The sequence below is a fragment of the Leisingera sp. M527 genome, from assembly GCF_025141525.1.
In the GTDB taxonomy this organism is placed as follows: domain Bacteria; phylum Pseudomonadota; class Alphaproteobacteria; order Rhodobacterales; family Rhodobacteraceae; genus Leisingera.
Map to the genome: position 1 here is coordinate 218,617 of NZ_CP081037.1, position 24,412 is coordinate 243,028.

The 24,412-nt window shown below is 60.3% G+C and carries 18 protein-coding genes and 1 tRNA gene; 16 read left to right on the plus strand and 3 right to left on the minus strand.

What is annotated here, in order from left to right; genetic code table 11:
- Positions 1-117: 117 nt before the first annotated feature.
- Positions 118-828, minus strand: coding sequence for a lysophospholipid acyltransferase family protein (locus K3555_RS01140; RefSeq protein WP_260007093.1), 711 nt, complete (start codon positions 826-828; stop codon positions 118-120).
- 176 nt (positions 829-1,004) lie between these two features.
- Between K3555_RS01140 and K3555_RS01145 the strand changes: the two genes are divergently transcribed.
- Positions 1,005-1,080 (plus strand) — tRNA-Trp (locus K3555_RS01145).
- A 77-nt stretch (positions 1,081-1,157) separates the two neighbouring features.
- Here the strand turns inward: K3555_RS01145 and K3555_RS01150 are convergent.
- On the minus strand, positions 1,158-3,281 hold the full coding sequence (locus tag K3555_RS01150; protein ID WP_260007094.1) for a tetratricopeptide repeat protein: 2,124 nt from the start codon (positions 3,279-3,281) through the stop codon (positions 1,158-1,160).
- Between the two features lie 203 nt (positions 3,282-3,484).
- Between K3555_RS01150 and secE the strand changes: the two genes are divergently transcribed.
- The 10 genes from secE to K3555_RS01200 all read left to right on the plus strand — a co-directional run bounded on the left by secE (position 3,485) and on the right by K3555_RS01200 (position 17,793).
- Positions 3,485-3,682, plus strand: a complete 198-nt coding sequence (gene secE, locus K3555_RS01155) for a preprotein translocase subunit SecE (protein ID WP_027257327.1) — start codon at positions 3,485-3,487, stop codon at positions 3,680-3,682.
- A 216-nt stretch (positions 3,683-3,898) separates the two neighbouring features.
- A complete protein-coding gene (gene nusG / locus K3555_RS01160) occupies positions 3,899-4,432 on the plus strand; it encodes a transcription termination/antitermination protein NusG (protein WP_129372236.1) in 534 nt (177 codons plus the stop codon).
- Between the two features lie 128 nt (positions 4,433-4,560).
- Positions 4,561-4,986, plus strand: a complete 426-nt coding sequence (gene rplK / locus K3555_RS01165; protein ID WP_129372235.1) for a 50S ribosomal protein L11 — start codon at positions 4,561-4,563, stop codon at positions 4,984-4,986.
- Position 4,987: 1 nt separating this feature from the next.
- Entirely contained in the window at positions 4,988-5,686 is a 699-nt protein-coding gene (gene rplA, locus K3555_RS01170; RefSeq protein ID WP_259989286.1) for a 50S ribosomal protein L1, read from the plus strand.
- Between the two features lie 153 nt (positions 5,687-5,839).
- Positions 5,840-6,901: a Hint domain-containing protein gene (locus K3555_RS01175; protein ID WP_260007095.1), complete on the plus strand. Its 1,062-nt coding sequence runs from the start codon at positions 5,840-5,842 to the stop codon at positions 6,899-6,901.
- 296 nt (positions 6,902-7,197) lie between these two features.
- On the plus strand, positions 7,198-7,716 hold the full coding sequence (gene rplJ / locus K3555_RS01180) for a 50S ribosomal protein L10 (protein ID WP_259989290.1): 519 nt from the start codon (positions 7,198-7,200) through the stop codon (positions 7,714-7,716).
- 80 nt (positions 7,717-7,796) lie between these two features.
- Complete coding sequence (gene rplL, locus K3555_RS01185; RefSeq protein WP_129372232.1) at positions 7,797-8,168, plus strand: 50S ribosomal protein L7/L12; 372 nt, start codon at positions 7,797-7,799, stop codon at positions 8,166-8,168.
- Between the two features lie 246 nt (positions 8,169-8,414).
- Positions 8,415-12,548 (plus strand): DNA-directed RNA polymerase subunit beta, encoded by a 4,134-nt coding sequence (gene rpoB, locus K3555_RS01190; RefSeq protein WP_259989293.1) that lies wholly within the window; start codon positions 8,415-8,417, stop codon positions 12,546-12,548.
- Positions 12,549-12,600: 52 nt separating this feature from the next.
- Positions 12,601-16,845 (plus strand): DNA-directed RNA polymerase subunit beta', encoded by a 4,245-nt coding sequence (rpoC, locus tag K3555_RS01195; RefSeq protein WP_259989295.1) that lies wholly within the window; start codon positions 12,601-12,603, stop codon positions 16,843-16,845.
- Between the two features lie 132 nt (positions 16,846-16,977).
- Entirely contained in the window at positions 16,978-17,793 is an 816-nt protein-coding gene (locus K3555_RS01200; protein WP_259995185.1) for a putative rhamnosyl transferase, read from the plus strand.
- A gap of 23 nt (positions 17,794-17,816) precedes the next feature.
- Here K3555_RS01200 and K3555_RS01205 read toward each other — a convergent pair whose 3' ends face one another.
- Entirely contained in the window at positions 17,817-18,623 is an 807-nt protein-coding gene (locus K3555_RS01205) for a putative rhamnosyl transferase (RefSeq protein ID WP_260007096.1), read from the minus strand.
- A 386-nt stretch (positions 18,624-19,009) separates the two neighbouring features.
- Here K3555_RS01205 and rpsL point away from each other — a divergent pair, with 386 nt between their 5' ends.
- The 5 genes from rpsL (at position 19,010) to K3555_RS01230 (ending at position 24,238) form a co-directional block, all read left to right on the plus strand.
- Positions 19,010-19,381 (plus strand): 30S ribosomal protein S12, encoded by a 372-nt coding sequence (gene rpsL / locus K3555_RS01210; RefSeq protein WP_008204009.1) that lies wholly within the window; start codon positions 19,010-19,012, stop codon positions 19,379-19,381.
- A gap of 15 nt (positions 19,382-19,396) precedes the next feature.
- Positions 19,397-19,867: a 30S ribosomal protein S7 gene (rpsG, locus tag K3555_RS01215; protein WP_027257337.1), complete on the plus strand. Its 471-nt coding sequence runs from the start codon at positions 19,397-19,399 to the stop codon at positions 19,865-19,867.
- Between the two features lie 18 nt (positions 19,868-19,885).
- Positions 19,886-22,003: an elongation factor G gene (gene fusA, locus K3555_RS01220; RefSeq protein ID WP_260007097.1), complete on the plus strand. Its 2,118-nt coding sequence runs from the start codon at positions 19,886-19,888 to the stop codon at positions 22,001-22,003.
- Positions 22,004-22,066: 63 nt separating this feature from the next.
- Entirely contained in the window at positions 22,067-23,242 is a 1,176-nt protein-coding gene (tuf, locus tag K3555_RS01225; protein WP_259989277.1) for an elongation factor Tu, read from the plus strand.
- Positions 23,243-23,638: 396 nt separating this feature from the next.
- Positions 23,639-24,238 (plus strand): hypothetical protein, encoded by a 600-nt coding sequence (locus tag K3555_RS01230; protein ID WP_260007098.1) that lies wholly within the window; start codon positions 23,639-23,641, stop codon positions 24,236-24,238.
- Positions 24,239-24,412 lie beyond the last annotated feature (174 nt).

The window sequence follows — 24,412 nt, forward strand, 5'->3', positions numbered from 1 at the left end:
ATAGAGAGGGCCGCTCGAAAGAGCGGCCCTTTTTGCGTTGCGGCAACCGGAAACCGGCGCGGTTTCCGGGCCGGCAAAATCGATTTTCCGGGCCGCTTCCCTTGCAGGGAGCTGTGCTCAGGTGATCCGGGACTGCGGGCGCTTGCAAATCCGTCCAGCGGCGCTGTCTGCCGCAGCGGTGATGGCCTCCAGCGAGGCTTCCAAGCTTAATCGCAAGCTTTCGGCCTCGGCATCAGTCGGTTTTTTCGGAACTTCATCTGTCCACTCCTGGCACATCAGCACACCCCGCGAAAATGGCAGAGGCAGCATTTGCCGGTCCCAGGTTGGCAGCTCAACTACTTTTTTCCCGGCGAATGCGACCGTGAACACCCGGCAGCCGGTCATCCGGGCCCAGACAACAGGGACGGTTGAGGATATGCGCGCCGGGCCGCGCGGCCCGTCGGCGGCAATCCCGATTGAACAGCCGTCCCTGGTGCGGCGCAACACTTCGCGCGACAGCGCCACATGGCGTTTGTGGCTGGACATTGGAATGGTCTCAAACCCAAGCCTGACCAGGATTTGCCCGGCCAGCCGCCCGGCGCGGGCCGAGGAAGTCAGGGCGCAGATGCGGCCCAGCGATGTGTCAAACAGATAAGGCGCCATAATCAGCCGCTGGTGCCACAGCACAAAGATCACCGGTTCGCCACGGCGCACGCAGGCGTCCATGTCTTCAAAACCGCTGCGGCTCCAGCGCGAGGTGCGGAAGGCGAATCGCACATAGGCGGCAAGCAGCCCCTCGACGGCGCGGTTGACGCCGGGGCTGTCGGCGATTTTCTTTCTCAGACTCACGGTAGGCGGCTCGTATTTTCGGGCGTCCCGGCGCAGGGGCGCAGTTATCTTCTCTGTCTAACTGCTTGGCTGCGCCATGGCAAAGCCTGCAGCGGCCAAACCGCAGGCCTGTACGCAGAAAGCCCGTTTTTCCTCTTGCCAGCGCAACACGTCTGCCTTAGGAAATGCCGCACCGCAGGGGTATAGCTCAGTTGGTAGAGCGACGGTCTCCAAAACCGTAGGTCTCGGGTTCGAACCCTGATGCCCCTGCCAGTTCACCGGATCACCAGAAGCACAGTGAAACGCCTTCGGGAAAGCCGCCCGCTTGGGCTGCGGGCGCCATTGCATGGTCAGGCCAGCGGCAGGTGCTCCGGGGCGGCTCCTTGCAAATACCGGTCATAGGCCGCGTCATAGGCCTGTTCGGCCTGCCGTGCCAGGCGTGCCGGGTGCGGCAAAGCTGCATGCTGGAGGCGGTGTTTCAAGGTCTTGCCGGCCTCCGGATCCTGCGCCAGGCCCGCAGCCTTCGCCTCGTAGTCTTCTGTACTGGCGGCGATCAGTTCCGGCAGCCCGGCGGCCTGCAGCAGGCTTGCGACAGTGCGGGCGGCGAATTGCTGTCCCGGCAAGGTGAGCACCGGCAGCCTGGCAGCCAAGGCTGACTGGGCGGCGCTGCGGGAATTCACAGTGAAGGTGTCCAGAAACAAATCTGCCAGCGGCAGGCGGGCCTGGTGTTCCGCCGGCGGGACAGGCGGTGCAAAGATGAGCCGGTCCGGATCAATGCCGCGCGCTGCCGCCGCCCGGCGCAGGTTGGACACTGCATGCGCGCCGTTATCCTGCAGCCACAGAACGCTGTCCTTGGCCCCGCTCAGCAGCCGCATCCAGATGTTGAATTCTGACGGGGTGATCCGGCTGCCTGCGGCAAAGTTGCAGAATACAAACCCAGTCTCCGGCAGGCCGCAGCCGACCCGGTCCGGGCTGCCCGCCGCTGCGGCCGGCGCTGGTGTAACAGCCAGATGGCTTGCCGGCAGGCGCAGCAGGTGTTCGTTGTGATACCGTTCGCTGCCGGGCGGGCACACGGTGTGATCGCCGATCAGGTAGTCGAAGGCGGCGGTGCCCATGGTGCCGGGGTAACCCGGCCATGCAATGTGCAGCGGAGCCAGCCGGCCGGAAAATAAGTGGTTCAGGCTGCCGTTTGTATAGCCTGAGACATCCACGGCAATGTCCAGACAGTCTGCCTTGACTGCGACGGCCGCTTCTTGTCCGGCTGTTCCGCCCAATTGCCTGAAGCAGGAGACGGTTTGGCTCAGTTCGGCAGCGGTCTTTGCCGACAGCCCGGAGCCGGTGGCATAGGCGTGGATTTCAAACCGGGTGCTATCGTGGGCTGCCAGCATTGCCGCGTGCCGGATTGCAACTGCGTCTCCATCACTGCCGGCAAAAAAGTACCCTATCCGCAGCCGGGCGGGACGCTGCCGGACGGGTGGCGCCGTTTGCGGCTCTATCACCGGAAATGCGTCGCCGGCATAAGCCTGGGCACGGGCCCGCAGCAGATCCGGGTTGTCTTCCATCAGCATCAGCACGCTTGGATCGCAGCCGCTGCCACGCAAGCCCAGCAGGCGCCGGCAGTCCGCGTATTCCTGCACCCACCGCCAGTCATTGAGCTCCGCCAGAACATGCAGCCGCTGGGTGCGGCTGCGGTCGTCGGATGGGGAAATCTGCAGAATTCTGTCAAAACAGGGCAGGGCATCCGCAAACCGGCCCTCGGCCTTAAGCTGCAGGCCAAGCTGGAAGTGCGCTTCGGTCAGCTGCGGATCCAGGCTGGCGGCTCGGGTGTAATGTTCCTTGGCCTCAGCCGTGGCGCCCAGCTTCTGCAGCAGGCCGGCCAAAGTGAAATGCAGTGAGGCATCTTCAGGGGCAAGGGAAACCGCCTGGCGCAGAACACCGGCGGCCTCGATGCTGCGGCCCTCCAGCGGCAGGGCTTCGGCCATGCTGCGCAGGGCGGGCAGGCATTCGGCGTCCAGCTTCAGGGCTTTCTGGTACAGAGCCATGGCGTTGTCATGCTGCCCGCGGGCCATATGGACGCGGCCCATCGCGGCATAGGTGCCCGCTTCCTGGGGGTCCAGCCCGCAGGCCTTGTTCAGGCAGGTTGCGGCATTGTCCATATGACCTGCCGCCAGATGGCAGCGGCCCAGGAAATCCCACAGGAAATGCGAATCGCGGAACGTCTTGAGCAAGGCGCCGCAGCTGTCAGCCGCGTCGAAATGGCGGCCGGCGGCAAGCGCTGTCTCCAGTTCCGCTTTGGTGTCCGGCGAGGGCTCGCGCTGTTCGCGCAGGCGGCCGCGCAGGGAGTCCAGCGCTTGCAGGGCGCGGGTATTCTTCGGGTTGCGTGCCAGGATGCCGGAATAGGCAAGCACGGCATCCTCAAATTTGGAGTCACGTTCAAGCTGTTCGGCCTGGGATAAGGAATATGCTGGTGTCATGGCATCCAATCTCATCAATAAACGCGGGATATGCCTGCACGGCGCACACATGGCGCCGGGGCTGCTTGGGACAGTTTTGCAGCAAGTGGATTAAAATTGGATTGACTGGGCGGCCTAAGCTGCCCTGCCGCCGGAGCAGGGCTTGAATTTACCGGCAGCAGGCGTTAAATCGCGACCACTGCTAGCAGAGAGACACCCCCAGTATGGCGACTATCAATCCAGTTCAGTTCATTCAGCAAGTCCGTGCCGAAGTGTCCAAGGTCGTTTGGCCGACCCGGCGCGAGGTGCTGCTGACCACGGTCATGGTGTTTATCATGGCGGCGCTTACGGCGGTGTTCTTTGCACTGGTCGACCTGCTGATCCGCTATGGCCTGCAGGGTCTTCTGGGGATGTTCGGCTAAGCCTGCGGCAGTTTGCTGGCTTCCAAGCCCGTGTTGCTGTGCCGCCCTTGATCTTGGCGGCAATGGACGGTAGGTGAGCCGTAACTATTGAGGCGGGCGTGCGGCGATTCGGTTTGCACGCCGCTTTTAGTTGGAGAGCGCAGCTTACGGGCTGCATCGGGATGATAAAGCGGCGGCGCGGCAATGGCCCGCCTGGCAAAACAAGGACGACGGTTCATGGCGAAACGGTGGTATTCGGTCAGCGTTCTTTCGAATTTCGAAAAGAAAATCGCAGAGCAAATCCGCACCTCGGTCGCAGAACAGGGCCTTGAGGACGAGATCGACGAAGTGCTGGTCCCCACCGAAGAGGTGATTGAGATCCGCCGCGGCAAGAAAGTCTCGACCGAGCGCCGGTTCATGCCTGGCTACGTGCTGGTGCATATGGAGATGTCCGACCGCGGCTACCATCTGATCTCCTCGATCAACCGGGTCACTGGCTTCCTGGGCCCGCAGGGCCGCCCGATGCCGATGCGCGACGCCGAGGTGCAGGGCATCCTGGGCCGCGTCGAGGAAGGCGTCGAAGCACCGCGCACGCTGATCCATTTCGAGATCGGCGAGAAGGTCAAGGTCAACGACGGCCCGTTCGAAGATTTCGACGGCATGGTCGAAGAGGTCGACGAGGACAGCCAGAAGCTCAAGGTCACCGTTTCGATCTTTGGCCGGGAAACCCCGGTCGAACTGGATTTCACTCAGGTCACCAAACAGATCTGATGTGACGCCGGCCGTTTTGGCCGGCACCCCGAGCGTGGGAGGCGGCGGCACCGCGGTGCCAAGGCCGGACCACACAGCAAAGAAGCCCGAAGGACGCGTCCCAAGGGTGTTGGAAAAGGAGAAGGCCAATGGCCAAGAAGCTCGTCGGCACGATGAAGCTGCAAGTTAAAGCCGGTCAGGCAAACCCAAGCCCGCCGGTTGGTCCGGCGCTGGGTCAGCGCGGCATCAACATCATGGAATTCTGCAAGGCGTTCAACGCCAAGACCGCAGACATGGAGCCCGGCGCGCCGTGCCCGACCGTGATCACCTACTATCAGGACAAGTCCTTCACCATGGACATCAAGACGCCGCCCGCGTCTTACTACCTGAAGAAGGCTGCCAAGGTTAAGTCGGGTGCAAAAACCCCGTCGCGTGAAACCGTCGGCACCGTGACCGCGGCCCAGGTGAAAGAAATCGCCGAAGCCAAGATGAAAGATCTGAACGCCAACGACATCGACGCGGCAATGCAGATCATCCTGGGCTCTGCCCGCTCCATGGGCATCGAGGTGAAGTAAGATGGCAAAGCTCGGTAAACGTACCCGCGCCGCGCGCGAAGCTCTGGCTGGCAAAGATAACCTGTCGGTCGAAGAAGCTGTGTCCCTGATCAAGGCGAACGCCACTGCGAAATTCGACGAAACCGTCGAAATCGCCATGAGCTTGGGTGTTGACACCCGCCACGCGGACCAGATGGTCCGCGGTGTTGTCGGCCTGCCGAACGGCACCGGCAAAGCCATGCGCGTTGCAGTGTTCGCCCGCGGCCCCAAGGCAGAAGAAGCCACCGCGGCTGGTGCAGACATCGTCGGCGCCGAAGACCTGATGGAAGCCATCCAGGGCGGCAGCATCGACTTTGACCGTTGCATCGCAACCCCGGACATGATGCCCGTTGTTGGCCGTCTGGGTAAAATCCTCGGCCCGCGCAACCTGATGCCGAACCCCAAGGTCGGCACCGTGACCATGGACGTCAAGGCAGCTGTCGAAGCGGCCAAGGGCGGCGAAGTCCAGTTCAAGGCGGAAAAAGGCGGCGTTGTGCACGCAGGCGTCGGCAAAGCCTCGTTTGACGAAGCCAAGCTGGTCGAAAACGTCCGTGCCTTCATCTCGGCTGTGGCCAAGGCCCGTCCGTCGGGCGCCAAGGGCGCTTACATGAAAAAGATCAACCTGACCTCGACCATGGGTCCGGGCGTCACGGTTGACGTGGACAACGCTGTCACCGAGTAATCCGGTCAGCATTGCCAGAATACGGGCCCCGGGTGCATCGCCCGGGGCCTTTTCTTTTGCCGGGCGGCGGTCTGTTGCTCAAATCACCGTGCGGCGCATCTTAACCGGGTATTTACCCTTGTGCCCGCTTGGCTGCGCTCATAATTGCAACCTATGGCGCTTCGCAGTTTCTTTGCTCAGGACAGTTCGAGTCTGGTTGTCACATCGAGTTCAAACGGCTCGATTGTCGGTAATGCGGTCATCAATAATTCGGACACGCCCAACGGGACGGTTTTCGCCTATTCCGGCGGCGCCGGAACCAATGTCACGCTGAATGATACCGGCGGCGGGCGGAACAGGTTCAATGACGACCGGGAATCTGATCACGTCATAACCGATGGCGGCGGCATCGTTGCGAACGGTGCCGAGGTCGAATCCGAGTCGCATATCCTGTTGCGCGAGCTCGACGGTAACGGAAATCCTGTTGGGCCGGAGATAACGGTCTACGTCTTTTCACAGGGCGGCCAGACCTCAAATGTCTGGGGCTATTCGACGGACCTGCCGCTTGAAGCCGGGAAATCCTATGTAAAGACCGGTGGCCAGAACACCGGCACGTCGCGCTATTCGGATTATGTCACCTGTTTTGGGGCCGGGACACTGATTGATGCCGCAGATGGCCAGGTGGCGGTTGAGGATATCACCAAGGGGCAGCGCGTCTGGACCAAAGAGGCCGGCCTGCAGCCGGTGCGCTGGGTCGCGGCCGCATCGGTCTGCGGCCACGGCAGCTTTGCGCCTGTGGTCTTTGCGCCCGGGGCGATTGGAAATGCGGATGAGCTGGTTCTTTCGCAGCAGCACAGGGTTCATGTGGCATTGCCGGTTGCCGAGATGCTGTTCGGCCAGTCAGATGTCCTGGTGGCTGCAAAGCATCTGTGCGGGCTTCCGGGAGTCGGGATCCGTGAGCAGGCCAAAATCCGCTATTTCCACTTCATGTTCGACCGGCATCACATCGTGCGCTCCAATGGCGTGCTGACAGAAAGTTTCTTTCTGGCGCCAGGATCTGTGGCTGCGCTGGATTGGGCGCAGCGCCGTGAACTGCTGTCGCTGTTTCCGTCGCTTGGCCGGGACAGCAGCCGGTTCGGCAAGACTGCAGCGATGACGCTCACCTCCGGCGAGGCGCGTGTGCTGAAGGGCTGCTTGGAATCTCATCGCGGGCAGGTCTGCCTAGCGGCCCGGTGAATTTGCCTGAGGCGGCCAGTTTCCCCCTTGGAAATCCCGTAAAATACGACTAACTACGGCTACGAGATAAAGCGTGCGATTCGTCGTGCGCTTTATTTCATTTCGTCCAAGATGGTGGGCGGCCTTTCGATCGGGCCTTAATCTCCCTCCTGAGACGGGTACAGACCAAGAAGATCGAGGGTTTTCATTCCCTCGGGCGGATTTGGCTCATCCCGTAAAACGGACCTGAACGCCGGGCCTTACGGACCGGCAAATATGAGCCGGGATGCACAAGCATCCCTAACTTGGAGAGAACTGTGGATAGAGCCCAGAAAGAGAAAGTGGTCGAGGAACTCGGCCAGATCTTCGAAAGCTCTGGCGTCGTAGTGGTTGCCCACTACGCCGGTCTGACAGTTGCCGAGATGCAGGATCTGCGCGCGCGTGCAAGCGACGCGAACAGCTCTGTGCGTGTTGCCAAAAACAGGCTCGCCAAAATCGCCCTCGAGGGAAAGCCGTGTGAAAACATGTCTGGCCTGCTGACAGGGATGACCGTTCTGACCTATTCCGAAGACCCCGTGTCCGCTGCAAAAGTGGCCGAGGGTTTCGCCAAGGATAACAAAAAGTTTGAGATCCTCGGCGGCGCAATGGGTGAGAATGCTCTGGACCGCGCAGGCGTCGAAGCCGTGTCGAAAATGCCGTCCCGCGACGAGCTTATTGCTCAGATCGCAAGCTGCATTGGCGCACCCGCTTCCAACATCGCCGGCGCAATTGGCGCACCTGCAAGCAACATCGCAAGCATCCTTTCGACCATCGAAGAGAAGGCGGAAGCTGCGTAAGCGGTTGGCACTGAATGACTGGCGTGGGGCAAAGCCTGCACGTTGGAACACACATACTGTAAACGGAAAGAGCTGATACAATGGCTGATCTGAAAGCACTCGCAGAAAGCATCGTGGGTCTGACCCTGCTGGAAGCACAAGAACTGAAAACCATCCTGAAGGATGAGTACGGCATCGAGCCCGCAGCTGGCGGCGCAGTTGTCATGGCTGCGGCCGACGGCGGCGCAGCTGCTGAAGAAGAAAAGACCGAATTCGACGTCGTTCTGAAGAACGCCGGCGCTTCCAAGATCAACGTGATCAAAGAAGTCCGCGGTCTGACCGGTCTGGGCCTGAAAGAAGCCAAAGAACTGGTCGAAGCCGGCGGCAAGATCAAAGAAGGCGTGTCCAAGGACGAAGCCGAAGACGTCAAAGCCAAGCTGGAAGCAGCTGGCGCCGAAGTCGAGCTGGCCTAAGCCCTGCTCCTGGTGCATTTCTGATGCATCGGAATTTTGGCTGGGTCCGGAGTTTTCCGGGCCCAGCCGAACCTGTCTTAGAAAGGGCCTCTGAGGAGGCGTTTTTTCAGGCGGAGTTCAAAGGATCGGGAGGCTGCCTTCGGGACGGTGGCCATGAATTGATCCGAACGCGCTGTCTCGTATGGGCAAGGTGCCGGGGCCCGGCGGCATCCTTGACCGGTGAGAACTCGAAAGGTGACATCTGACATGGCTCAATCGTTCCTTGGCCAGAAACGTCTACGCAAATACTACGGCAAAATCCGCGAAGTGCTGGAGATGCCGAACCTCATTGAGGTGCAGAAATCTTCCTACGACCTGTTCCTGCGCTCTGGCGATGAAGCCGAGCCGCTGGACGGCGAAGGCATCAAAGGTGTGTTCCAGTCGGTTTTCCCGATCAAGGACTTCAACGAGACTTCGGTCCTGGAGTTCGGCAAATACGCGTTTGAAAAACCGAAATACGACGTCGAAGAATGCATGCAGCGCGACATGACCTACAGCGCGCCGCTGAAGGTCACCCTGCGCCTGATCGTCTTTGATGTGGACGAAGATACCGGCGCCAAGTCGGTAAAAGACATCAAGGAACAGGATGTCTTCATGGGCGACATGCCCCTGATGACCCCGAACGGCACTTTTGTCGTCAACGGCACCGAGCGTGTGATCGTGTCCCAGATGCACCGTTCGCCGGGCGTGTTCTTTGACCACGACAAAGGCAAGACCCACTCCTCGGGCAAGCTGCTGTTTGCCTGCCGCATCATCCCGTACCGCGGCTCCTGGCTGGATTTCGAATTCGACGCCAAGGACATCGTCTTTGCCCGTATCGACCGCCGCCGCAAACTGCCGGTGACCACTCTGCTGTACGCCCTGGGCCTGGACCAGGACGCCATCATGAGCGCCTATTACAACACCGTCCAGTTCAAGCTGGAAAAGTCCCGCGGCTGGGTTACCCCGTTCTTCCCCGACCGTGTGCGCGGCACCCGCCCGACCTATGACCTGGTCGATGCGGCCACTGGCGAAATCATCTGCGAAGCCGGCAAAAAGGTCACTCCGCGCGCCGTCAAGAAGATGATCGAAGAAGGCACCATCACCGAGCTTCTGGTGCCCTTCGAGCATATCGTCGGCAAATATGTCTCCCAGGACATCATCAATGAAGAAAACGGCGCGATCTATGTCGAAGCCGGTGATGAGCTGACCCTGGAATACGACAAAGACGGCGAACTGATCGGCGGCTCGCTGAAAGGTCTGCTGGATGCCGGCATCACTGACATTCCGGTGCTGGACATCGACAACGTCAACGTCGGCCCCTACATGCGCAACACTATGGCGCAGGACAAGAACCGGTCCCGCGACACCGCGCTTATGGATATCTACCGTGTGATGCGCCCGGGCGAGCCGCCCACCGTCGAGGCTGCGTCGGCCCTGTTCGACACCCTGTTCTTCGATAGCGAGCGTTACGACCTGTCCGCAGTTGGCCGCGTGAAGATGAACATGCGCCTGGCACTGGACGCCGAGGACACCCAGCGCACCCTGCGCAAGGAAGACATCGTCGCCTGTATCAAGGCGCTGGTCGACCTGCGGGACGGCCGCGGCGATATCGACGACATCGACCACCTTGGCAACCGCCGTGTACGGTCCGTCGGCGAGCTGATGGAAAACCAGTACCGCGTCGGCCTGTTGCGGATGGAGCGTGCGATCAAGGAACGTATGTCCTCGGTCGAGATCGACACCGTGATGCCGCAGGATCTGATCAACGCCAAGCCCGCTGCGGCCGCGGTGCGTGAATTCTTCGGCTCCTCGCAGCTGTCGCAGTTCATGGACCAGACCAACCCGCTGTCGGAAGTCACCCACAAACGCCGTCTCTCGGCGCTTGGCCCCGGCGGTCTGACCCGCGAGCGCGCAGGCTTTGAAGTCCGCGACGTTCATCCGACCCACTATGGCCGGATGTGCCCGATTGAAACGCCGGAAGGCCCGAACATCGGTCTGATCAACTCGCTGGCGACCTTTGCCCGTGTGAACAAGTACGGCTTCATTGAGACACCCTATCGCGTCGTGAACGAAGCGAAGGTGACTGACGAAGTTCACTACATGTCCGCGACCGAAGAAATGCGCCACACTGTGGCGCAGGCGAACGCGACCCTGGACGAAGATGGCAAGTTCATCAACGACCTGGTCTCTACCCGCCAGTCCGGCGACTACACCCTGGCGCCGCGCGAAAGCGTGGACCTGATCGACGTCTCGCCGAAACAGCTGGTATCGGTTGCGGCCTCGCTGATCCCGTTCCTGGAAAACGACGATGCTAACCGGGCTCTGATGGGCTCGAACATGCAACGTCAGGCGGTTCCGCTTCTGCGGGCCGAGGCGCCGCTGGTCGGCACCGGTATCGAGGAAAAAGTGGCGATCGACTCCGGCGCGGCCATTCAGGCCAAGCGTGCGGGCATCATCGACCAGGTCGATGCGCAGCGTATCGTGATCCGGGCCACCTCCGATCTGGAGCTGGGCGACGCGGGCGTTGACATCTACCGTATGCGCAAGTTCCAGCGTTCGAACCAGAACACCTGTATCAACCAGCGCCCGCTGGTGAAGGTGGGCGACACTGTGACCAAGGGCGAAGTCATCGCCGACGGTCCGTCGACCGATATGGGCGAACTGGCCTTGGGTAAAAACGTGGTCGTCGCGTTCATGCCGTGGAACGGCTACAACTACGAAGACTCGATCCTGATCTCCGAGCGCATCGCGCGCGACGACGTCTTCACCTCGGTTCACATCGAGGAATTCGAAGTCGCCGCCCGTGACACCAAGCTTGGTCCGGAAGAAATCACCCGCGACATCCCCAACGTCGGCGAGGAAGCCCTGCGCAACCTCGACGAGGCGGGCATCGTCTACATCGGTGCCGATGTGGAACCGGGCGATATTCTGGTCGGTAAGATCACGCCCAAGGGCGAAAGCCCGATGACCCCGGAAGAAAAGCTGCTGCGCGCCATCTTCGGCGAAAAAGCATCTGACGTGCGCGACACCTCGCTGCGCGTGAAGCCGGGCGACTACGGTACTGTGGTTGAGGTCCGCGTCTTCAATCGCCACGGCGTTGAAAAAGACGAGCGTGCGCTGCAGATCGAGCGTGAGGAAGTCGAACGTCTGGCCCGTGACCGGGACGACGAGCTGGCGATCCTGGACCGCAACATCTATGCGCGTCTGCGCGGCATGATCCTGGGCAAAGTTGCTGTCAAAGGTCCGAAAGGCGTGCGTCCGGGTGCCGAAATCACCGAAGATCTGCTGGACACGCTGTCGCGCGGTCAGTGGTGGATGCTGGCGCTGGAAGACGAGAAGGACGCCCAGGTGGTCGAGGCCTTGAACGAGCAGTACGAGGCGCAAAAGCGCGCCCTGGATGCCCGTTTCGAGGACAAGGTCGAGAAGGTCCGCCGCGGCGACGACCTGCCGCCGGGTGTGATGAAGATGGTCAAAGTCTTCATCGCCGTGAAGCGCAAGCTGCAGCCGGGCGACAAGATGGCCGGCCGTCACGGCAACAAAGGTGTGATTTCGAAAGTGGTGCCGATGGAGGACATGCCGTTCCTCGCCGACGGTACCCCGGTCGACTTCTGTCTTAACCCGCTGGGCGTTCCGTCGCGTATGAACGTCGGTCAGATCCTTGAAACCCACATGGGCTGGGCCGCACGCGGTCTTGGCATCAAGGTGGACGACGCGCTGCAGGAATACCGCCGCTCGGGCGATCTGACCCCGGTCCGTGATGCGATGCACCACGCCTATGGCGACGACGTTTATGACGAAGGCATCGCCAGCATGACCGAGGCCGCCCTGGTGGAAGCCGCAGGCAATGTGACCCGCGGTGTGCCGATTGCGACTCCGGTCTTTGATGGCGCCAAGGAAGACGACGTCAACAACGCCCTGGTGCGTGCGGGCTTTGACCAGTCCGGCCAGTCGATCCTGTTCGACGGCCGCACCGGTGAGCAGTTCGCGCGTCCCGTGACTGTTGGCATCAAGTACCTGCTCAAGCTGCACCACCTGGTGGACGACAAGATCCACGCGCGTTCCACCGGCCCCTACAGCCTCGTTACCCAGCAGCCGCTGGGCGGTAAGGCGCAGTTCGGCGGTCAGCGCTTTGGTGAGATGGAAGTCTGGGCTCTCGAAGCTTACGGCGCCGCCTACACCCTGCAGGAGATGCTCACCGTGAAATCGGATGACGTCGCCGGCCGGACCAAGGTCTATGAGTCGATCGTCAAGGGCGAGGACAACTATGAAGCGGGCGTACCGGAATCGTTCAACGTTCTGGTGAAAGAAGTCCGCGGCCTCGGCCTGAACATGGAACTCCTGGATGCGGAAGAAGAGTAAGGGCTGCGGCCCTTACCCCCTCCTCCCTTCCGCACGAATTTGAGGTATCAAAATGAACCAGGAAATCACCAACAACCCGTTCAACCCGCTGACGCCGCCCAAGGTCTTTGATGAAATCAAAGTCTCGCTGGCGTCGCCGGAACGGATCCTGTCGTGGTCTTACGGCGAAATCAAAAAGCCTGAGACCATCAACTACCGGACCTTCAAGCCCGAGCGCGACGGCCTGTTCTGCGCCCGCATCTTTGGCCCGATCAAAGACTACGAATGCCTGTGCGGTAAATATAAGCGGATGAAGTACCGCGGCGTCGTTTGCGAAAAATGCGGCGTCGAGGTCACCCTGCAGAAAGTCCGCCGCGAGCGGATGGGCCACATCGAGCTGGCTGCACCGGTTGCGCACATCTGGTTCCTCAAGTCGCTGCCGTCGCGCATCGGCCTGATGCTGGACATGACCCTGCGCGATCTGGAGCGGGTTCTGTACTTCGAAAACTATGTTGTCATCGAGCCGGGCCTGACCGATCTGTCCTATGGCCAGATGATGACCGAAGAAGAGTTCATGGACGCTCAGGATGCCTTCGGCGTGGACGCTTTCACCGCCAATATCGGCGCCGAAGCGATCCGTGACATGCTGGCCCAGATCGACCTGGAATCCGAAGCCGAGCAGCTGCGCGCCGAACTGGCCGAAGCCACCGGCGAACTGAAGCCTAAGAAGATCATCAAGCGTCTGAAAGTCGTGGAATCCTTCCTGGAATCGGGCAACCGTCCGGAATGGATGATCATGACCGTGATCCCGGTCATTCCGCCGGAACTGCGTCCGCTGGTGCCGCTGGACGGCGGCCGCTTTGCGACCTCTGACCTCAACGACCTGTACCGCCGCGTGATCAACCGGAACAACCGCCTGAAGCGGCTGATCGAACTGCGCGCGCCGGACATCATCGTCCGCAACGAAAAGCGGATGCTGCAGGAATCCGTGGATGCGCTGTTCGACAACGGCCGCCGCGGCCGCGTGATCACCGGCGCCAACAAGCGTCCGCTGAAATCGCTGTCCGATATGCTGAAAGGCAAGCAGGGCCGCTTCCGTCAGAACCTTTTGGGTAAGCGCGTCGACTTCTCCGGCCGTTCGGTCATTGTGACCGGTCCGGAACTGAAGCTGCACCAATGCGGCTTGCCCAAGAAGATGGCGCTCGAACTCTTCAAGCCCTTCATCTATTCGCGTCTGGAGGCCAAGGGCCTGTCCAGCACCGTGAAGCAGGCGAAGAAGCTGGTCGAAAAAGAGCGTCCCGAAGTCTGGGATATCCTCGACGAGGTGATCCGCGAACACCCGGTGATGCTGAACCGCGCACCGACGCTGCACCGTCTTGGCATCCAGGCGTTTGAACCCACGCTGATCGAAGGTAAGGCCATCCAGCTGCACCCGCTGGTCTGCTCGGCGTTCAACGCGGACTTTGACGGCGACCAGATGGCTGTGCATGTCCCTCTGAGCCTTGAGGCCCAGCTGGAAGCGCGCGTCCTGATGATGTCCACGAACAACGTTCTGTCGCCGGCCAACGGCGCACCGATCATTGTTCCCTCGCAGGATATGATCCTGGGTCTTTACTATGTGACCCTGGAACGCGAAGGCATGCCGGGCGAAGGCATGGTGTTCGGCTCGATCGAAGAAGTTCAGCATGCGCTGGACGCTGGTGTTGTGCACATGCACACCAAGATCACCGCCCGGATCACCCAGTTCGACGAAGAAGGCAACGAGGTTAAGTCGCGGTTTGAAACCACGCCTGGCCGTGTCCGTCTGGGCGCGCTGCTGCCGAAAAACGTCAAAGCCCCGTTTGAGCTGGTCAACCGCCTGCTGCGGAAGAAAGAAGTGCAGCAGGTCATCGACACCGTCTACCGCTACTGCGGTCAGAAGGAATCGGTTATCTTCTGTGACCAGATCATGACCATGGGCTTCCGCGAAGCGTTCAAGGCGGGCATTTCGTTCGGCAAGGACGACATGGTGATCCCCGACACCAAATGGACGCTGGTTGAAGAAACCCGTGATCAGGTGAAGGACTTTGAACAGCAGTACATGGACGGCCTGATCACCCAGGGCGAAAAGTACAACAAAGTTGTCGATGCATGGTCCAAATGTAACGACAAGGTCACCGACGCGATGATGGGCACCATCTCGGCTGACAAGCGCGACGAGGCTGGTGCCGTTATGGAACCGAACTCGGTTTACATGATGGCCCACTCCGGTGCGCGTGGCTCGGTTACCCAGATGAAGCAGCTGGGCGGCATGCGCGGCCTGATGGCCAAGCCGAACGGCGACATCATCGAGACCCCGATCATCTCGAACTTTAAAGAAGGCCTGACCGTTCTCGAGTACTTCAACTCGACCCACGGCGCCCGTAAGGGTCTGTCCGATACCGCGCTTAAGACGGCGAACTCGGGTTACCTGACCCGCCGTCTGGTGGACGTCGCACAGGACTGCATCGTGCGTGAGAACGATTGCGGCACCGAGCGTGCGATCACTGCCGAAGCGGCTGTGAACGATGGTGAAGTCGTCGCGACCCTGGGCGAACGTCTTCTGGGCCGCGTGGCTGCAGACGACATCCTGCGTCCTGGCACCGAAGAAGTCATCATTGCTGCAGGCCAGCTGATCGACGAACGTATGGCGGATGCCGTGGAAGAGGCCGGCGTTCAGTCGACCCGTATCCGCTCGCCGCTGACCTGCGAGTCGGAAGAGGGCGTCTGCGCCATGTGCTATGGCCGAGACCTGGCGCGCGGCACCAAGGTGAACGAAGGCGAAGCGGTGGGTATCATCGCGGCGCAGTCGATCGGCGAACCCGGCACCCAGCTGACGATGCGGACCTTCCACATCGGCGGCGTTGCCCAGGGTGGCCAGCAGTCGTTCCAGGAAGCGTCCCAGGAAGGCAAGATCGTCTTCGAGATGCCGCAGACCCTGGAAAACGCCAACGGCGAGACCATGGTTGTGGGCCGCAACATGAAGCTGATCATTCAGGACGAACACGGCGAAGAACGTGCCAGCCACAAGCTGGGTTACGGTTCCAAGCTGTTCGTCAAGGAAGGTCAGGACATTGCGCGCGGCGACAAGCTGTTCGAATGGGATCCCTATACCCTGCCGATCATCGCCGAGAAGCCGGGTACTGCCAAATACGTGGACCTGGTCTCGGGCCTGGCTGTCCGTGACGAGACCGACGAAGCCACCGGCATGACCCAGAAGATCGTTATCGACTGGCGCACGGCTCCGAAAGGCTCGGATCTGAAGCCGGAGATCATCCTGGTCGACAGCAACGGCGAGCCGATGCGCAACGACCTTGGCAATCCGCTGACCTATCCGATGTCGGTGGATGCGATCCTCTCGGTCGAAGATGGCGATCAGGTTGTGGCTGGTGACGTTGTTGCGCGTATCCCGCGTGAAGGCGCCAAGACCAAGGACATCACGGGTGGTCTGCCGCGCGTTGCCGAATTGTTCGAAGCCCGTCGTCCGAAAGACCACGCGATCATCGCCGAAATCGATGGTTACGTGCGCTTTGGCCGCGACTACAAGAACAAGCGCCGGATCGCGATCGAACCGTCGGACGAGACGCGGGATGCCGTTGAATACATGGTGCCCAAGGGTAAGCACATTCCTGTTCAGGAAGGTGACTTTGTCCAGAAGGGCGACTACATCATGGACGGCAACCCGGCGCCGCATGACATCCTGTCCATCATGGGTGTCGAGGCTCTGGCCAACTACATGATCGACGAGGTTCAGGACGTCTACCGCCTGCAGGGTGTGAAGATCAACGACAAGCACATCGAGGTGATCGTCCGCCAGATGCTGCAGAAGTGGGAGATTTCAGACTCCGGCGACACCACGCTGCTCAAAGGCGAACACGTGGACAAGCAGGAGTTTGACGCAGCCAACGAGAAATCGCTGGCCCGCGGCAAGCGCCCGGCACAGGGCGCACCGATCCTGCTCGGCATCACCAAGGCGTCGCTGCAGACCCGCTCCTTCATCTCGGCGGCCTCCTTCCAGGAGACCACCCGGGTTCTCACCGAGGCTTCGGTGCAGGGCAAGAAGGACAAGCTGGTCGGCCTTAAGGAAAACGTCATCGTGGGCCGCCTGATCCCGGCCGGCACCGGTGGTGCGACCCAGGCAGTGCGCGCCATTGCCCAGGGCCGCGACAACGTGGTTCTGGAAGCCCGCCGCGAAGAAGCCGAAGCCGCTGCAGCCCTGGCCGCACCGGTGATGGACGAAGACGCGATGGGCGGCGACGATCTGGATATCCTGGTCGAAACCCCGGAAAGCCGCGACTAAGCTACGGCACATACCTACAGGAAAGCCCCCGCATGATCTCATGCGGGGGCTTTTTCATATCCGCAACCACAGCTATCGTCAGCCGGGCGCGGGATCACGCCGGGCAACACGGCTGGCAGGCAGGGGACGGTGATGGACATCAGGCTGCGGATGATTGGACTGGTGCGGTTTTCCGTGCTCAGCACGAATTACTATTCAGAGCGGTTCAACAGTTTGGAGGAAAAGGCAGCACATCTGTTCTCACCGGAACGGATGGAATTGCGCTTCCGGCTGTTTGAACATTTGTGCCTGCGGTCGCTGACACAGCAAAGCGACCCGAGTTTCCGGCTGATCGTTCTGACCTCGGAAGACCTGCCTGATCCCTATCTGGAACGGCTGCTGGAACTGACAGAACCCTACAGCAACATCTTCTGCCATGGTGCAGCGCCGGACACGCACTACCAGCAGCTGAAGGACGCTTTTGGCCTGGTGAATTTACGGCGTGCCACCCATCATGTTCTGTTCCGGCTGGATGATGATGATGCTTTGGACCGGAATTTCGTCAAACGCACCAAGGGCTTTGCCCGCGGCATGATCCCGTTGCAGGGCGAAGGCCAGACTCCGTTTATCATTGCCCATAACCGCGGCCTGTATCTGGAAAAAACAGCCAAAGGCGCCGAGCTGTATGACACCTGCGAGCGGTCGCCGTTGTCCACCGGCCTGTCGCTGGTTGCTCCGGCGGATCACCGGGCCAACCCCTATGCGTTCAACCACCGCAAAATTGCGCAGCACTACAATACGTTTTCCGACATCTCGGTGCCCGCCTTCCTGCGGACCATTCATGGCGACAACAAATCGGATCCTGCGCAACTGGGTCTGACCCGGAAATGGCCCGCCCGCCAGATCGAAGACGCGCTGAACGAGCATTTCGGCTTTACACCGGCGCGACTCAAGGCCTTGCTGCCGTAGCTGCAAGCCTGGCCGCGGCCGGTTTAGCGCGGCTTGAACGCCGCCCGCACCTTGGCTGCCCGCAGACCAAAGACCGTTGCAAATTCAGCTTCCTGCTTGCCCGTCAGCGGTGCGACGTCGACAGCTGCGGCGCCGTCTTGCCGGGAGTCATTGAACCGGTTGTGGCTGCGGACCCACATGGGGACGTCGGTAATGGTGACAGACGGCATGTGGTGGTGAATACGGTGATGGGCAAAGTTCATGATCGTTTTGCGGCTGCCCGCTGCCACATGCATGCCAAGGGCTGCGGTGAAATAGGGCCGGACGGTTGGTGCTGCTGAAATGCCGTCCGGGCCGAACTCCGCGACATAGCCCCGGTTGAAATCAATCGCAGCCGAGGCGGATTTGGCAAACAGCTTGGCGCAGTCTTTTGCGGTGTCCCGCAGGCGCTCGACAAATTCGGTTGCCACCGCATCATCATCGTCGAACCTGAATTGCAGGCAGGGCTGGCCGGGTTTCCGCCTTGCACCGTTCAGAAGATCTTTCATCACCTCACGATGCCTGCGCGGCGGCTCAGCGTGAAGCCGGATTTGCGGTATTTCCGCGATCAGATCCTGCAGCCGGTCGCGGTGAACCTGGGGCAGGCTGTCGCCGATCACCATGATCAGGTCGAAATCCTGGTCGGTTTGCTCCCGCAGGCAGGGCAGGGCGACAGTTTCCAGCAGCCGGAACCGCTCTTCCATCCGGGCTTCGGCATAGAGATAGGCAATCCGCTCCTCAATCGTTTTATGCTCCACTTGGAACCCGCCGATGGCCGGATAGGAAAACCGGCACAATCCGATGACTTGCATTCTGAAATCCGTCTTATACTAAAGCACTGCCGCCGCGACTATGCCGCTGTGCGGTGCCGCGGGCAAGGGCGGGCAGGGGGCGCGGACACGCGTGCGGACCTGCCGGCGGCAGGGCCGCTTCCGGCCGCTGTTGACAACCTTGGCGACTCCCCATATACGCGCGCTTATCCGGCACCCGGAGTGTATTCTTCGAAAGCCGAATTCAAAATTGCAGTGGCTCAAGGCTTGGGCACTTTTACCACCCGGGCCCTCTGTAACCTCACCGCGTCGTCTCACCTCGGAATGGGAGCGATTGCGGTTTTTGCGCTTGTGGACGCACAAGTGCAGCGAAATCACCCGCACGCGCCGGCGTGCATGACAGTGTTGCGAAAACGGGGAAAACCTGAATGCCAACGATCCAGCAGCTGATCCGCAAGCCGCGTCAGCCGAAACGCAAAGTTTCGAAGTCCCAGCACCTCGAGCAGTGCCCGCAGAAGCGCGGCGTCTGCACCCGCGTGTACACCACCACACCGAAGAAACCGAACTCCGCTATGCGGAAAGTTGCGAAGGTCCGCCTGACCAACGGTTTCGAAGTGATCTCCTACATCCCCGGTGAAAGCCACAACCTTCAGGAGCACTCTGTGGTTCTGATCCGTGGCGGCCGGGTAAAAGACCTTCCGGGTGTCCGTTACCACATCCTGCGCGGTGTTCTGGATACCCAGGGCGTTAAAGACCGTAAACAACGCCGTTCGAAGTACGGCGCCAAGCGTCCTAAGTAAGAAGGAGAGGCTGATATGTCACGTCGTCACGCCGCCGAAAAACGCGAAGTCCTGCCCGACGCCAAGTTCGGCGACCGCGTTCTGACCAAATTCATGAACAACCTGATGATCGACGGCAAGAAGTCGGTCGCAGAGCGTATCGTCTACAACGCCTTTGACCGCGTTGAAGGCAAAATCAAGCGCGCTCCGGTTGAAGTGTTCCACGAAGCTCTCGACAACATCAAACCCTCGGTCGAAGTCCGTTCGCGCCGTGTGGGCGGTGCCACCTACCAGGTGCCGGTTGAAGTCCGCCCCGAGCGCCGTGAAGCACTGGCAATCCGCTGGCTGATCACTGCTGCGCGCAAGCGCAACGAAAACACCATGGAAGAGCGCCTTGCAGGCGAGCTGATGGACGCTGTCCAGTCCCGTGGCACCGCAGTGAAAAAGCGCGAAGACACCCACAAGATGGCCGAGGCGAACAAAGCCTTCAGCCATTACCGCTGGTAAGCCGGAGGACCTAGACCTATGGCACGCGACTATCCGCTAGAACTGTACCGTAACTTCGGTATCATGGCGCACATCGATGCAGGTAAAACCACCTGCTCCGAGCGCATCCTGTATTACACCGGCAAATCCCACAACATTGGTGAGGTGCACGACGGTGCAGCCACCATGGACTGGATGGAGCAGGAACAGGAACGCGGCATCACCATCACTTCGGCTGCGACCACCACATTCTGGGAACGCACCGAAGATGGCGTAACCGCTGACTCGCCCAAGCACCGCCTGAACATCATCGACACCCCCGGCCACGTTGACTTCACCATCGAAGTTGAACGCTCGCTGGCGGTTCTCGACGGTGCTGTCTGTGTTCTGGACGCCAACGCCGGTGTTGAACCCCAGACCGAAACCGTGTGGCGTCAGGCTGACCGCTACAAGGTTCCGCGCATGGTGTTCGTCAACAAGATGGACAAGATCGGCGCTGACTTCTTCAACTGCGTCAACATGATCGAAGACCGCACCGGCGCCCGCGCGGTTCCGGTTGGTGTGCCGATCGGCGCCGAAACCGAGCTGGAAGGCCTGGTTGACCTGGTCAACATGGAAGAATGGCTGTGGCAGGGCGAAGACCTTGGCGCATCGTGGATCAAAGCACCGATCCGCGACAGCCTGAAGGACATGGCTGACGAATGGCGCGGTAAGATGATCGAGGCGGCCGTCGAAATGGACGACGACGCCATGGAAGCTTACCTGGAAGGCGAAGAGCCTGACGTGCCGACCCTGCGCAAACTGCTGCGCAAGGGCACGCTGGAAATGGCCTTTGTGCCGGTTCTGGGCGGCTCCGCGTTCAAAAACAAAGGCGTGCAGCCGCTGCTGAACGCTGTGATCGACTATCTGCCCAGCCCGCTGGACGTTGTTGATTACATGGGCTTCAAACCCGGTGACGAAGAAGAAGTCCGTGACATCGCCCGCCGTGCGGACGACAACATGGCGTTCTCGGGCCTGGCGTTCAAAATCATGAACGACCCCTTTGTCGGCTCGCTGACCTTTACCCGGATCTATTCCGGTGTCCTGAACAAGGGCGACACGCTCTTGAACTCGACCAAAGGCAAGAAAGAGCGCGTTGGCCGGATGATGATGATGCACTCGAACAACCGTGAAGAAATCACGGAAGCGTTCGCGGGCGACATCATCGCGCTGGCAGGTCTGAAAGACACCACCACCGGTGACACCATCTGCGCTGTCAACGACCCGGTCGTGCTGGAAACCATGACCTTCCCCGATCCGGTGATCGAGATCGCGGTTGAGCCCAAGACCAAGGCCGACCAGGAGAAAATGTCCCAGGGTCTGCAGCGTCTTGCTGCTGAAGATCCGTCCTTCCGCGTCGAGACCGACATCGAGTCCGGTCAGACCATCATGAAGGGCATGGGCGAACTTCACCTGGATATCCTGGTTGACCGCCTCAAGCGTGAATTCAAGGTCGAAGCCAACATCGGTGCGCCGCAGGTTGCCTACCGCGAGACCATCTCCAAAGAGGTCGAGCATTCCTACACCCACAAGAAGCAGTCGGGTGGTTCGGGCCAGTTCGCCGAGGTGAAACTGATCATCTCGCCGACAGAGCCGGGCGAAGGCTATTCCTTCGAATCCCGTATCGTTGGCGGTGCGGTTCCGAAGGAATACATTCCGGGCGTCGAAAAAGGCATCAAGTCCGTCATGGACAGCGGCCCGCTGGCCGGCTTCCCCGTGATCGACTTCAAAGTTGCCCTGATCGACGGTAAGTTCCACGATGTGGACTCCTCGGTTCTGGCCTTTGAAATCGCGGCCCGCATGGGCATGCGTGAAGGCATGCGCAAGGCTGGTGCGAAACTGCTCGAGCCGGTGATGAAAGTCGAAGTGATCACCCCGGAAGACTATACCGGCGGTATCATCGGCGATCTGACCTCGCGCCGGGGCCAGGTGTCCGGCCAGGAGAACCGCGGCAACGCAATCGCAATCGACGCGTTTGTGCCGCTGGCGAACATGTTCGGCTACATCAACACCCTGCGTTCGATGAGCTCGGGCCGCGCCCAGTTCACCATGCAGTTCGACCACTACGAACCGGTTCCGCAGAACATCTCGGAAGAGATCCAGGCGAAATTCGCGTAAGCGTCAAAAAATTGAGGGGTTCGCGTCCGCAGCGGCCCCCTCTCGAAACAATAGGAGGCCATCATGGCTAAGGAAAAGTTCGAACGCACAAAACCGCACGTCAACATCGGCACCATCGGCCACGTTGACCACGGCAAAACCACGCTGACCGCAGCAATCACCAAATACTTCGGTGACTTCAAAGCCTACGACCAGATCGACGGCGCACCGGAAGAAAAAGCCCGCGGCATCACCATCTCGACCGCCCACGTCGAGTATGAGACCGAAGGCCGCCACTACGCCCACGTCGACTGCCCCGGCCACGCTGACTATGTGAAAAACATGATCACCGGCGCGGCGCAGATGGACGGCGCGATCCTGGTTGTGAACGCTGCTGACGGCCCGATGCCGCAGACCCGCGAGCACATCCTGCTGGGCCGCCAGGTCGGCATCCCGCACATGGTTGTCTTCATGAACAAAGTTGACCAGGTCGACGACGAAGAACTGCTTGAGCTGGTCGAGATGGAAATCCGCGAGCTGCTGTCGTCCTACGACTACCCGGGCGACGATATCCCGATCATCGCGGGTTCGGCTCTGGCCGCAATGGAAGGCAACAAGCCGGAAATCGGCGAAGAAAAAATCCGCGAGCTGATGGCCGCTGTGGATGACTACATCCCGACCCCGGCGCGTGCTGTTGACCAGCCGTTCCTGATGCCGGTTGAAGATGTGTTCTCGATCTCGGGCCGCGGCACCGTTGTGACCGGCCGGGTTGAGCGCGGCGTGATCAACGTTGGCGACTCGATCGAAATCGTTGGTATCCGCGACACCAAAACCACCACCTGCACCGGTGTGGAAATGTTCCGCAAGCTGCTGGACCGCGGTGAAGCCGGCGACAACATCGGCGCCCTGCTGCGCGGTATCGACCGTGACGGTGTTGAGCGCGGCCAGGTTCTGTGCGCACCGAAATCGGTGAACCCGCACACCAAGTTCGAAGCCGAGGCCTACATCCTGACCAAGGAAGAAGGCGGCCGTCACACGCCGTTCTTTGCGAACTACCGTCCGCAGTTCTACTTCCGCACCACCGACGTGACCGGCACCGTGACCCTGCCTGAGGGCACCGAGATGGTCATGCCCGGCGACAACCTGAAGTTCGACGTTGAGCTGATCGCGCCGATCGCGATGGAAAACGGCCTGCGCTTCGCCATCCGCGAAGGCGGCCGCACCGTCGGCGCTGGCGTCGTTTCCAAAATTACCGAGTAAGACGGCTTTGCCGTCTGGCGGGCGGCAGTTGGTTTTGCGCAGCAAAATCAATGAGAGCCCGCACCTCTGAAATGATAGAGAGGGCCGCTCGAAAGAGCGGCCCTTTTTGCGTTGCGGCAACCTCTGAACAGGGCAGGGACCGGCCAGGGGCCGAAGGCCGTCTTGCAAAAGCTCCGGTGGAGCTTTTGAGGCCGCAGGGAGCGTCAGCTCCGGGTGCGATGCAATCGCGCCCGCCCTCCGGGCTGGCCGGGCGCGGCCCGAACGCGGGGCGTCCGGGCGAAGTTTTTGAATTTACAAGCTAAATTCACTCATCCAGCGACACCAAGAAAGCCAAGTTTCCATTACTTGCCGTTTTGTTTGGGGGTGTTATTGTGTTGCACCTAAAGGGAGAGTCTAATGCTCACAATGCGCCTGCAAACCTTCATCAAGCTTTGTCACTTCGATCAGGTCGAACTGGTAAGTGCACTTGATGCGATGTTGAACAATCCAGGCGGCGGTCACAATTTTCACTGGTCTTTGAAGAAGGCCATCCATTGCCATATCGAAGGCTCTACTCCAGAAGAAATCGAAGACATTTTAGGCACGCCCAGCAAAGAAGCGGAACGCAAGTACAACAAAGCTGCCTATGAGAACTTCATCGCTAAGTTTGGGAAGGCCAAGCAGATTGAAGTGGTTGATCAAGAAAGGGTTTACTCGGTTCCGAATTTCGACATTGAGCTAAAAGTCGATCCTTGGTTCCGCACCTTTGAAAAGGGTCAGAGCCACCTACACTTAGTTTGGGCAACACAAAAGCCGGAATTGGCTCAAAGAATTGCTAACATTGGTTCTCTGATTCTACTGGATTCCTTCAAGGGTACAGCGCTTGGGAATTCTAGATTCTGCATCATGGATCTTGTGAAACCTAAAAGGTATTCAGACAAGACAATCTCAGATAAGACGAAGCTTGCTTTGGAGTTGGCGTGTCGCTCAATCGAGACGTGTGCTAAACTTGTGTGACGCTAGTACATTTCTGAGAGAACCGACAGTAAACAAACCCCAAACCCACCGCACGCCGCAAACGCAACCGTTTCGCCGCGAAACCCCTTGCCACATTGCCCCATCAGGCGTATAGCGCGCAGGTTCGCCATGTGCGGATAGAGGCGGGGTGATTCCCGCCTTTTGGGTTCGACG